The sequence below is a fragment of the Thermus sediminis genome, assembly GCF_003426945.1.
Classification (GTDB): domain Bacteria; phylum Deinococcota; class Deinococci; order Deinococcales; family Thermaceae; genus Thermus; species Thermus sediminis.
The window spans coordinates 1-12,084 of the sequence record NZ_QURO01000003.1; the positions used below are offsets into that span (position 1 = coordinate 1).

The 12,084-nt window shown below is 68.6% G+C and carries 8 protein-coding genes; all 8 read left to right on the plus strand.

Annotated elements, in window-relative coordinates:
- The first annotated feature begins 130 nt into the window (after positions 1-130).
- The 8 genes from ATI37_RS00325 (at position 131) to ATI37_RS11625 (ending at position 12,077) form a co-directional block, all read left to right on the plus strand.
- On the plus strand, positions 131-793 hold the full coding sequence (locus ATI37_RS00325; RefSeq protein WP_117236610.1) for a GntR family transcriptional regulator: 663 nt from the start codon (positions 131-133) through the stop codon (positions 791-793).
- A gap of 669 nt (positions 794-1,462) precedes the next feature.
- Positions 1,463-2,842, plus strand: coding sequence for a replication initiator protein A (locus ATI37_RS00335; RefSeq protein WP_117236612.1), 1,380 nt, complete (start codon positions 1,463-1,465; stop codon positions 2,840-2,842).
- A 668-nt stretch (positions 2,843-3,510) separates the two neighbouring features.
- Positions 3,511-4,476: a ParA family protein gene (locus ATI37_RS00340; protein ID WP_117236613.1), complete on the plus strand. Its 966-nt coding sequence runs from the start codon at positions 3,511-3,513 to the stop codon at positions 4,474-4,476.
- The gene (locus ATI37_RS00345; RefSeq protein WP_117236614.1) at positions 4,473-5,342 is read left to right on the plus strand and encodes a ParB/RepB/Spo0J family partition protein; all 870 of its coding nucleotides are present in this window, start codon (positions 4,473-4,475) and stop codon (positions 5,340-5,342) included. The genes ATI37_RS00340 and ATI37_RS00345 overlap by 4 nt, the downstream gene beginning before the upstream one ends.
- Before the next feature lie 314 nt (positions 5,343-5,656).
- Positions 5,657-8,119: a helicase-related protein gene (locus ATI37_RS00350; RefSeq protein WP_157969062.1), complete on the plus strand. Its 2,463-nt coding sequence runs from the start codon at positions 5,657-5,659 to the stop codon at positions 8,117-8,119.
- A 9-nt stretch (positions 8,120-8,128) separates the two neighbouring features.
- Entirely contained in the window at positions 8,129-8,632 is a 504-nt protein-coding gene (locus ATI37_RS00355; RefSeq protein ID WP_157969063.1) for a hypothetical protein, read from the plus strand.
- 26 nt (positions 8,633-8,658) lie between these two features.
- On the plus strand, positions 8,659-10,845 hold the full coding sequence (locus ATI37_RS00360; protein ID WP_117236617.1) for an Eco57I restriction-modification methylase domain-containing protein: 2,187 nt from the start codon (positions 8,659-8,661) through the stop codon (positions 10,843-10,845).
- A gap of 266 nt (positions 10,846-11,111) precedes the next feature.
- Positions 11,112-12,077 (plus strand): hypothetical protein, encoded by a 966-nt coding sequence (locus ATI37_RS11625; protein ID WP_198665468.1) that lies wholly within the window; start codon positions 11,112-11,114, stop codon positions 12,075-12,077.
- The last annotated feature ends 7 nt before the right edge of the window (positions 12,078-12,084 follow it).

Sequence of the window (12,084 nt, forward strand, 5' to 3'; positions counted from 1 at the left end):
TCCGCCACGGCCACGGCCACATGGTCCTCCCGTTTGTGGGCTGCCGCCTTGCGCATTGGGCCTCCTTGCTTTGGGATTTTAAATCTCAAATCTTGACCTGTCAAGCCCCACCCCTTAAAGTGGGAACCAAATGGAACCCAAAGCCACCATCCAGCGCGATACCCTGTCCACCCAGGCCTATCGCGCCTTGCGCAGGGCGATCCTGGCCCGCCAGTACCCCCCGGGGACCCGCCTTGTGGTCCGGGAATTGGCGGAGGCCCTGGGCCTCTCCCCCACCCCCATCAAGGAGGCCTTGGCGGCCCTGGCCCGCGAGGGACTCGTTCAGGCGATGCCCCATAAGGGCTACCAGGTGCCCGCCCCAAGCCCCCGGGATGTGCGGGAGATCTATGAGCTGCGAGAAGCCTTGGAGGGCTTGGCCGCACGCCTGGCCGCCCTTCGGGGGGAGAGGACCCTGGGCGAGCGCCTAGAGGCTCTTCTGAGGACCCAGGAAGAAGCCGCTGGGCGGGGGGATCTCGAGGCCTATGGCGACCTAGACCTGGCGTTTCACCGCACGCTCTGGGAAGCATCCGGAAACGAACGCCTGCGCCAAGCGGCGGAGAATCTCAACGGCCTGGTTCGCCTTCTAATAAGCACCACAGCCGCGCTTCCGGGGCGCCTCCCCGCGTCCTTAGTGGAGCACGGATTCATTCTAGAGCACATCCGAACTAAAGACCCCGAAGGGGCGGAGAACGCAATGCGCCACCACGTTAGGCAAGCTTGGAATGCTCTGGAGGCCTTCTTCGGCCTTAAGTAAACCCCCCAGATATGGAAATCGACCCCCCTTGATAGGGGAAAGTAAGGGGATCCTCATTGGGTCCTACGCCGCCCCCGGGCCTCGCCCAAACCATGGTCCCCGCTCCGCCGCTTGGCCCCTGCCGGGGGCGCAAGCACCCGCCCCTTTAGCTGGGCCATGCCGGGGGCGTTCAGAAGTAGTCCTCTTGCGCCAAAAGGTCCTCCAGATCCCGAGAAGGTCTCTTCCAAAGGGCCTTCGGGAAGCCGAGGGTCCAGGTGAGGGAAGGCTTAGCGGTCCAGAGACCAGGGGGAGGGGAAGGGGGCTTGGGAACGCCCCGGGGGACGGCCTGGGTCTTGGGCGAGGTGAGGTGGAAGAAGGCGTACAAGGGAGGTTTCACTGGAGTGGGACCGTTCCGTAACCCATCACATCCCTTCGTGTGCTACTTGATCTGGAGCACCTGGATGTGAAAAAGGGAGATGCTATGAACTCCCACCGGGAGCACCCCCTTTACCATCTTGGCGCAGAAACCCGCAAGATAGCCCCTTCGGAGCTAACCTGGTGGCTACCCACATCTGGGTAGGTCACGGGCGTAGCCCGTACCTCGCCGACCCGCTGAAGACCCTGGAGGCCCAAGGCTTCAAGCTCCCCAATCGGACCAGGCCTCTCCCTTTGGGTTAGAATGCCTTCCGGATGGCCCGAAGGCGAAGCAAGGACACCCCTCCCCTCCTGGACCTCAAGGAGCCCCGCCAGTTCGACGAGGCCAATGCGGCGCGGCTGGGGCTGATCTCCATCCAGGAGAGGATTCCCGAGGGCTATGCCTCCTGGGAGGAGGAGTTCGAGGTCCTGGGCAAACCGGTGAAGCTGGCTTGCTACGCCAGCCCCAGCGTGGGGGGCGTCCCCCACGGCCTGGACAACGAGGTCTCCCTGGCCCTCATCGCCCTTTACCTAAACGCCGGAAGCCCCCCCGACGGCACCTTCACCACCACCGCCTACCAGATCCTGAAGCTCATGGGCTTTGACACCTCGGGCTACTACTACCGGGCCCTCAAGGAGAGCCTTCTCCGTCTCACCACGGCCACCTACGTTCTCTCCGAGGCCTGGCGGGCGGACGGGCGCTGGCAAAGCGTGACCTTCCGCTACGTCGACAAGCTGGAGTTCACCAGTAGCCGGGAGGGGAGGCTGGACCGCTCCAGCGTGATCCGGATCACCCTGGCCAAGGAGATCGTGCGGTCCCTCCAGAACCGGTACACCAAGCCCATAGACATCGAGTTCATGGCGAGCCTCAAGCGGCCCCTGAGCCGGGCCCTTTACCGGCTCCTGGACGCCCAGCGCCTGTCGCCTGAACACCAGGAGCCCCTGGACCGCCTCGAGGTGAGGCTCATGGAGTGGGCGGCGGCCTGCAAGATCGTCCACAAGCGCCCCGACAAGGTGCGCCGCACCCTGGAGCCCGCCCACCGGGAACTCCTGGAAAGGCGGTACCTGCGATCCGTGGAGTACGTGGGTCGCGGCCAGCACCAGGCCATCGTCTACGTCTTCGGCGAGGAGGCCGGGGGGATCCCCGACGCCGAGGCGGTGAACCTCCTGGTGGCGGAGGGCCTCTCCTTTACCTCCGCCTACTCCCTGGCCCGGCGGTACCCCCTGGCCCACATCCGGGAGCGTCTGGACCGCTACCGGGCGATCCTGGAGGAGGGCTACCGGCCCAAGAACCGCCTGGGCTTCCTCGTGGATGTGATCCGGGATGACACGGGCAAGTACGAGAGGCCCCTCCGCACCAAGCGCCCACCCCGGAAGCAAGCGGCGCAGGAGGAGGAGGAGGCGCGGCGGCTGGAGGAGGAGGCCGCCCAGGAGTGGGCCGCCATGCCCCTCGAGGCCCAGATACGGCGGGCGTTGCAGGTGGCCAACCTCGTCCTCCGCTCCCGGGTGAGCGTGGGAGAGCTGGAGGACCTGGCCCGGCTCATGGAGACGGGAGCGGTGGAGCCGAGGCGGCTGGTGGAGGAGCTCAAGGAGGCCCTTGCGGCCAACAAGCTGGATGATTGGCTGGATAAATTCCGCAAAGGTCTTCCCGACTGAGGGGACCTGGGTATCGGAAGACTTGGGGTGCCCGGGAGGGCGAAAGGGGAATTTTTCCCTCCAGAAGCCCATTCATCCCCTATAGGTGAACTATCGGAAGACTTGGGGAGTTGGTATCGGAAGACTTGGGGAGTTGGCCGGTCCTGGTATCGGAAGACTTGGGGAATTGCTATCGGAAGACTTGGGGAGTTGGCACCCTCCCCTATCGGAAGACTTGGGGAGCTGGTATCGGAAGACTTGGGGAGAAAGGGGCCCTTTTATCGGAAGACTTGGGGAGTTCGCGCCCCGGAAAAGCCTTCCTCATCGCAAATGGCCTCCGCCCTGTTGATGATCAAATAAGTCGTCAAAAGAATGTGGTTTTTTGATGATTAAAAATGGTCATCAGGAACGCGGATTCATTCCTTAAAAGCTGAGCATCCGGTCATCCGTAGCTACGGTTATCCACAATTCTCCTAAGTGAAAATCTTCTCCCCATCAACAGAGAGGACACCGGGGGAGGGACCCAGCGGCTCGGGTTAACTGAGGTCAGGACTGGGCTCGGCGCATATTCCGTTTTCCCCCTCGAGCCCTCCGCGGGGTCCCGTCGCAGGCCCAGGGAGGGGTGCGGGCAAAGCGTGGTTCCATACGACGTCTTGCGCTTGGGCGCACCTATCCGGTAGGCTTCTACCATGCGCAGGGAAAGGCTGATCCCCCTCCTGGAGTGGGCCCGCAAGGAGGGCATGTCGGAGAGTCTAGCGCGGAAGTGGATTAGGGAGGGCCGGGTGGAGGCCGTTCGCCTGGGCCACTACTGGTACATCCCCGAGGTGGTGGACGGGCCCGAGCAGGGCACCCAGACCCACACCTTCTTCACCCACGCTGGGGGGGCGGGAAAGACCTCCCTGGCCCGCGACCTGGGGTTTGAGCTGGCCTCGAGGGGGTACCGGGTGCTCCTGGTGGACGCCGACCCCCAGGCCAACCTCACCGCCTGGTTGGGGGTGGACCCCAGCTCCGTGGCGGAGGAGGAGACCCTCCTCAAGGTCATCCGCCAGGACCTCCTTCCCCGCCCCAGGCAGGTGGGCCGGAACCTCTTCCTGATCCCCGCCTCGGTGAACCTGGCCGTGGGGGAGCTGGAACTAGACCGGAAGCCTCTGGGAGCCCTGGCCCTGCGCACGGCCCTGGAAAGGGTAGAGGGGGAGTACGACCTGGTGCTGGTGGACTCCCTTCCCTCCCTGGGTTCCCTGGCGGTGATGGCCGCCTTGGCGGGGGATGGCCTACTGGTTCCCGTGGAAACCGGCGCTAAGGGCATCCAGGCCCTAGGAGCGGTGGTCCAGGTGGCCAAGGAGTACCGGGAAGCCCTCCGGAAGGTGGATCCCGAAGGGGTGGCGGGCAGAAGCCACATCATCGCGGCCTTCATCCCCACCAAGTACGATGCCAGGACCCAGGGGGACAACCGCATCCTCCAGGCCCTCGGGGAGTTGGAGGACATCGCGCCCGTGGCCCCGCGCGTAGCCTACCGCCCTGGCCCTCACCGAAGGGCTACCGAAGGGCAGGTACCCATCCAGCTCACCGGGGATCGGGAGGCCGCCGAGGAGGTGGCCCAACTGGCGGACTTCCTGCTCAAGAGGGTGTTCCGCTTTGAGGAGGTGGTGGCGTGAGCGCCATCCGCGCCTACCTGAAGGGCCTGGTAGAGGAGGCCAAAAGCCCCGCCACATCCCACCTGCCCCTTTCAGCCCTCGTCCCAGAGGCCCAGCCCCGCAGGCGGTTTGAGGGCCTCGAGGCCCTCGCCGAGAGCATCCGGGAGAAGGGGGTCCTCCAGCCCCTCCTGGTGCGCCCCCTGGGGGACGGGCGGTACGCCATCGTGGCCGGGGAGAGGCGGTACCGGGCGGCCCAGATGGCGGGCCTCACCGAGGTCCCGGTCCGGGTCCTGGAGGTCTCGGAGGGAGAGGCCCGCCTCCTGGCCCTGGTGGAGAACCTAGGGCGGGAGGACCTGAACCCCTACGAGGAGACCCTGGGGGTGCTGGAGCTCCTGTCGGAAGACTTGGGGAGGCGTAGGGAAGAGGTGGTGGCCCTCCTCCATCGGATGTGGAACGAGAGGAGGGGGAGGGTTACCCATAACGTTATGGGTAGCCCCGAGGCCCAGAGGGTGGAGGAGGTCTTCCGGGCCCTGGGGCGTATGGGATGGGAGTCCTTCGTGCAAAACCGCCTCCCCCTCCTAGGGCTCCCTGGGGACCTGAGGGAGGCCCTAGAGGCGGGGGCCATCCCCTACACCGCCGCCCTGGAGCTCAAAAGGGTGAAGGATGGGGTCCTGAGGCGGGGGCTCCTGCAGGAGGCCAAGGTGGGGCTTTCCCTGAGGGAGCTCAAGGCCCGGGTGCGGGAGGCCCTGAGGCGGGAGAAGGCCCCTCCCCCCTGGCACAAGGAGGTGGCCCAGAGGCTCCTCCGGCTGGACCTCGAGGCCCTCCCCCCGGGGAAGCGGGAGGAGGTGGAGCGCCACCTCGAGGCCCTCCGCAGGCTCCTGGAGTAGGGGTGGGCCGTGGAGTTCAGGCTGGGCTCCCTCCTCACCTATCGGGACCGGTCCTGGATCCTCGCCGACCGGGAGGGCCCCCTCCTCTTCCTCCGGCCCCTGGGGGGTGGGGACGGGGACCTCCTCCCCGTGCACCTGGACCTCCTGGAGGCCCTGGGGGAGGTCCTACCCCACGAGGGGCTCTCCCCCGCCGCCTTCCCCTCTCCGCCCCTTCGCCCCTGGCCTCCCCCCAGGAGCTCCGCCTCTTCCTCCAGGGGGCGAGGCTCCTCCTCCGGGATGGGACGGCCCCCCTCCGGGGCCTCGCCCGGGTGGGGGTGCGGCCCCGGCCCTACCAGCTCGTCCCCCTCCTCATGGCCCTCCGCCTGGACCCCGTCCGCCTCCTCATCGCCGACGACGTGGGCGTGGGGAAGACCGTGGAGGCGGGCCTCGTGGCCCGGGAGCTCCTGGACCGGAAGCTGGCCAGGAGGCTGGCCGTCCTGGCCCCCCCGCACCTCCTGGACCAGTGGGCGGAGGAGCTCCGGGAGAAGTTCGCCCTGGAGCCCGTGGTGGTCTCGGCGGGGAGCCTCGCCCGCCTGGAGCGGGGGCTTGCCTCGGGGGGGAACCTCTACGGGGGCCTCCAGGCCATGGTGGCCAGCATCGACTTCCTGAAGCACGACCGCCACCGCCCCCTCTTCCTGGAGGGGGCCCCCGACCTGGTCATCGTGGACGAGGCCCACGGGGCCGTGGGCGGGCCAAGCCAGGCCCTGCAGAAGCGGTACGAGCTGGTCTGGGCCCTGGCCCAGGACCCTAGCCGCCACCTCCTCCTCCTCACCGCCACGCCCCACAGCGGCCTGCCCGAGGCCTTCGGCCGCCTCCTCGGCCTCCTCTCCCCCGAGTTCGCCGCCTGGGACCTGGCCCGCTTGGACGAGGCCAAGCGGATCCGCCTGGCGAGGCACTTCGTCCAGCGCACCCGCAAGGACATCGCCGCCACCTGGGAGGGGGCCGCCCTCTTCCCGGAGCGGGAGGTGCGCTACGAGGGCTACCGCCTCTCCCCCGAGTACCGGGCCCTCTACGAGGCCGCCTACGCCTACGCCCGGGAGGTGGTGCGGCGGAGCGAGGGCCTGGCCGAGGGCCGGCGGAGGATGCGCTGGTGGGCGGCCCTCACCCTCCTGCGGGCGGTGATGTCCAGTCCCAGGGGCGCCAGGGCCTCCCTGGAGCGCCGGGGCGCCCCCCTGGAGGAAGAGGAGGCCCTCCTGGAGCTCGCCCCCCTGGTGGCGGAACCGGCGGAGGGGGAGCCCATGGACGAGGTGCCCCAGCCCCTGCTCCACCTCGCGGAGGCCACGGGGGGGATGGAGGGGGCGGGCAGGAGGCGCCTCTCCGGGCTCAGGCGCCTGGTGGAGGCCATCACCCCCGAGAGGGACGGGAAGCTCCAGGGCCTCCTCCGGATTCTGGAGGGCCTCCTGCGGGAGGGGCACCACCCCGTGGTCTGGTGCCACTTCGTGGACACAGCGGAGTACGTGGGGGAGGCGGTGCGGGGCCGCTTCCCCGAGGCCCACGTGGCCGTGGTCACCGGGCGGATGGACGGGGAGGCCAGAAGGGAGGCGGTGGAGGCCCTCATGGAGGAGTCCCCCCGGGTCCTGGTGGCCACGGACTGCGTCTCCGAGGGGGTGAACCTGCAGCGGGGCTTCACCGCCGTGGTCCACTACGACCTCCCCTGGAACCCCAACCGCCTGGAGCAGCGGGAGGGGCGGGTGGACCGCTACGGCCAGCGGGCGCGGAGGGTGGTGGCTGTCCGCTACCGGGGCCTGGACAACCCCGTGGACGAGAAGGTGGTGGAGGTCCTCTTGAAGAAGGCGGAGGAGATCCGCAAGGCCCTTGGGGTCCACGTCCCCGTGCCCGAGGAGGAGCGGTACGTGGTGGACCGGATGGTGCGGAGCCTCTTCTACGAGGGGGCCCAGCCCCTCCTCTTCGCCGAGGCGGACCTCCTGGAGGAGCGCTGGGGGCGGGATGTGGAGCGGGAGCGGGAGAGCCGCACCCGCTTCGCCCAGCGGGCCCTCCGCCCGGAGGAGGCCCTGGGGGCCCTGGAGGAGACCGACGCCGTCCTGGGAAGCCCCGGGGAGGTGGGGGAGTTCGTCCTCCTGGGGGCGAAGCTTTTGGGCCTCGAGGTGAGGGAGCGGGGCGGGGCCTACGAGGTGCGCCCCTCCTCCTCCCTTCCCGAGTCCCTCCGGGCCCTCTTCCCCGATGCCCGGGGCAGGGAGCGCTCCCTCCTCCTGGCCTTCACGGACCCGCCCCCCGAGGGGGCCGCCTTCGCCGGGCGCACCCATCCCCTGGTGGTGGCCCTGGCCCGCCACTTTCTGGAGGAGGCCCTCCAGGGGAAGCGGGGGCGCTACGCAGCGAGGCGGGTGGCGGGCATCGGACGGGCCCACTACCTCTTCCTCCTCAGGTCCCGCTTCCTCCTCAAGGAGCGGGGGGGCGAGGTCCTCGGGGAGGAGGTGGACCTCCTGGGCTTGGGGCCAGAGGGCCTTCTCCCCCGGGAGGAAGTTCGGGCACTTGTGGAGCTGGAAGCGGCGGGCAACGTCTTTGCCGAGGAGGCCCAGGAGCTCCTCGCCCTGGCCCTGAAGCGGTACGAGGAGGCGAGGGGAGAGGTGGAGGGCTACCTGTGGAGGCGGGCCGAGGCGATCCGGGAGGCCCACCGGGCCCTGAGGCGGGCGGCCAGGGAGCGGGTGGGGGACCTGGCGGTGGAACCCGTCCCACCCCCGGACCTGCTAGGGGTGTTGGTCCTGGTTCCGCAAGTGTAGGAGGCGTGCATGGCTAAGGGAATGCTTCCCCGTGAACTCCGCGAAGCCTACGAGGAGGCCATCCAGAGCCCCGGGCGGCATGGGGCCCTCCGCCTCGAGGGCGGCCTCTTCGGCCCCGGGTTCCTGGCCCTCCTGGAGAGGGGAGAAGCGCCCTTCCAGTCCCCCAAGGACTTCGGCCTCCCCCGGGGTTCCCTCCAGGAGGAGATGGCCCTGGCCTACCGGGAGGCCAAGGCCCTCTGGCGCCTCTTCAGGGAGCGCCTGGAGGGGGTCCTGGGCACCGAGAGGGAGGGGGAGGTCACCCGGGAGCGCTGGGTGCGCCCCTTCCTCACCCTGCTGGGCTACCGCCTGAACTACCGGGGCCCCGCCCAGGCGGGGGGCAGGTCCTACCCCATCCTCTACCGGGCGGACGAGGGCCTCGAGGCTCCCCCCGTGCACGTGGTGCCCTGGGGCCAGGACCTGGGGCGGGCGGGGCGGGGGGCCGCTCCCCCCACGGCCTCCTCCAGGACTACCTGAACGCCTCCGAGGCCCTCTGGGGCCTGGTGACCAACGGAAGGGTCCTCCGCCTCCTCCGCAAGACCCCCTTTGTCCGGCGCCAGGCCTACCTGGAGGTGGATCTGGAGGCCCTCATGGAGGAGGACCGCTTCGGGGACTTCGCCCTGGTCTTTCGCCTCCTCCACCGCTCCCGCCTGCCCAAGGAGGCGGCCACGGCCCACGAGGCCCCCGTGGAGCGCTACCACCAGATGGCCGTGGAGCAGGGGGAGAGGGCCAGGGAGCGCCTTCGGGATGCGGTGGAGGCGTGCCTCCAGGAGCTGGGCACGGGCTTCCTCCGGGGGCCCTCGGGGGAGGAGCTCAAGGGGGACCCCAAGGCCCTCTACGAGGACCTCCTCCGCCTCACCTACCGCCTCCTCTTCCTCCTGGTGGCCGAGGCCCGGGGGGTCCTGGGGGGGAACGGGCTCTACCAAAAGGGCTTCTCCCTCCACCGCCTCCTCCGCCTCTCGGAGAGGCGGGAGGCCTACACCGAGGACCCCGACCTCTGGCTCGGCCTCAAGACCCTCTTCGAACTCCTGAGGAACCCCAAGTTGACGGTGGGAGGAGGGCCCGCCGCCCGGGCCTTGGGCCTCGAGGTCCTGAACGGGGGCCTCTTCGGGACCCCCCTTCGCCTGGAGAAGCACCCCTTCGCCGTGGAAAACCGCTACCTCCTCTCCGCCCTCCGCCGCCTGGCCTTCGTGGACGACCCGGAGGAGAAGGCCCTCAAGCGGGTGAACTACGCCGCCCTGGACGTGGAGGAGCTGGGCTCCGTCTACGAAAGCCTCCTGGACAACGCCCCCCAGGTGGTCTGGAAGGGAGAGGGGTGGGCCCTGGAGTTCTCCAGGGGCATGGAGCGCAAGAAGACGGGGAGCTACTACACCCCTGACGGGCTGGTGGCCCTGGTCCTGGGGGAGGCCCTGGACCCGGTGGTGGAGGCGAGGCTCAAGGAGGCCGGGGAGGACCCGGAGGCCCAGGAGGAGGCCCTCCTCTCCCTCAAGGTCCTGGACCCCGCCTCGGGGAGCGGCCACTTCCTCCTAGGGGCCGCCAGGAGGCTCGGCAGGCGGCTCGCCCAGATCCGCACCGGGGAGGAGGAGCCCTCCTCCGAGGCCTACCGCCAGGCGGTGCGGGACGTGGTGCGGAACTGCCTCTACGCCGTGGACCTGAACCCCCTGGCGGTGGAGCTCTGCCGGGTGGCCCTCTGGATGGAGGCCCACGTCCCCGGCAAGCCCCTCGCCTTCCTGGACCACCGGGTGAAGGTGGGGAACAGCCTGGTGGGGGTCTTCCACCCGGGGGTCCTGGCCGGGGGGATTCCCAAGGCGGCCTACGAGCCCAAGGCCGGGGACGAGAGGGAGAGGGCCAAGGGGGCCAGGAAGGCCAACGAGATGGCCCTGAAAGGGATGCAGGACCTTTACCAAGCCGACTTTTCCCTCAGGAAGGAGGAGGAGGACTGGGCCAAGGTCCTGGAGGAGTTCGCCCGCCTTCCCGAGGACAGCGCCGAGCAGGTGGGGGCCAAGGCCCGGCTCTACGAGCGCTTGCGGGAAGGGGAGACCTTGAGGCGCCTCCACCTGGCCTCGGACCTCTGGACGGCGGCCTTCTTCCAGCCCCTCAAGGGAGAGGGGCCCTTCATCACCACGGAACACGCGTGGACGGTCCTGCGGGGTGGGGAGGTGGGCCCCGAGGTGGAGGCCCTGGCGCGGGAGCTTTCCCGAAGGCACCGATTTTTCCACTGGTGGCTAGAGTTCCCAGAGGTTATGGAGAGGGGTGGGTTTGACGTGGTCCTGGGGAACCCGCCCTGGGGGCGGCTTTTGGACGAGGCATCGGCTGCCTTTGTCCGGGCTTCCGGCAGGTTCGAGCGCACGGCGGGGAGGCGCCCCAACACGTACCAGCTCTTCTTGGAGTTGGCGTGGGGGCTTCGCCGTCCCCGAGGTAGGGTGGGCCTTTTGGTCCCCACGGGCGTTGTGGCCGATGCCTCAAGCCAGCGCTTGTTCGCTCACCTGCTCCAAAGGGGAGCGATCCGACTCGTGGCGGACTTTGAAAACCGCCTCGGGTACTTCCCCCAGGTGGACAGCCGCTTTCGCTTCGCCCTGATCGTGTTGGGGAAGGGAGGCGGGAGGGGAGATGGGAAGGGAGGAAAAGAGGGAGAGGGGGAGGGGGAAAAGAGGGTGAGGGGGAGGAGCTCCTCGTGGCCACCTTCCTGAGGAAGCCGGACGACCTCCAGGACCCCCGCCGCCGCCTTCGCCTCAAGGGGGAAGAGATTCGCTTCTTCAATCCCCAAACAGGGGCGTTGCCCCTCTTCAGAACGCCTCAAGATAGGGCTCTAAACCGCAAGCTCTATGCTGGGGCCTGGGGGAAGCTGGGGAAGGGTTGGGGTATCAGAATTGTTCTGCCCTTCACTTCTGAACGAGGAAGGCACATCCATCCCTTAGACCCCATGGATGGGGCGGAACGCTCCCGTAGGGGGCATGTGTGGGAGTGGGGGGGTGAGCGCTATGTCACCTTCCTAGAGGCCAAGACCTTCCACCTCTTTGAGCACCGCCACGGGGAGGAGGACCGCAAGGACCCAAGCCGCCTCCTCGTTCCCCGCTATTTGGTGCGCCAAGAGGTCTTCCGCTCCCGGATGAGGGCCCTTGGCCTAGAGGACCGCCCCTGGTACCTGGCTTTCAGGAGCGTGGCCAGGGCCACCGATGAGCGCACGGTGATCTCGGCGGCCCTACCGAGGACAGCGGTCGGGGGCAAGGCGCACCTCCTGGTCCTTCCCTTTCCCGGGCACCAGGCGCTTCTTTTCCTCGCCAATCTGAATGCGTTGGTCCTGGACTACGCCGCCCGCCAAAAGGTGGTTTCCACGGACCTGACCGCTCCCGTGCTGGAACAACTTCCCTTTCTTCCTCCCTCGGCCTACGGGCCCGGGGATCTCCCTTACATCGTCCCCCGGGTCTTGGAGCTCACCTACACCGCCTGGGACCTGGCCCCCCTGGCCCAGGACGTGTGGGAGGGGGCGGAACCGGACCTGAGGGGGGCGATAGAGGCCTGGGCGAAGGGGGCCAGGCTCCACCCGGACACGCCCCCGGACTGGGCCCAAGGCCCCTACCCCTTCCCGCCCTTCGTCTGGGACGAGGAGCGAAGGGCCCTCCTCCGGGCCGAGCTGGACGCCTACTATGCCCGGCTCTATGGCCTAGGCCGCAAGCAACTCCGCTACATCCTGGACCCCAAGGACCTCACCGAGGGGGAGCTAAAGGACATCCTTTCCGACTATGAGGAGGTGGACGACCCCCTGGACGAGGAGGCCTACCAGAAGCGGGTGGAAAAGAGCACCTTCCCCGGCGAAACCTTCCGGGTGCTCAAGGACAAGGACCTGAAGCGCTACGGGAAGTACCGCACGAGGAGGCTGGTGCTCGAGGCGTGGAGGGATCTCTGCAGTAGGGGACCTTAAAGGGGGT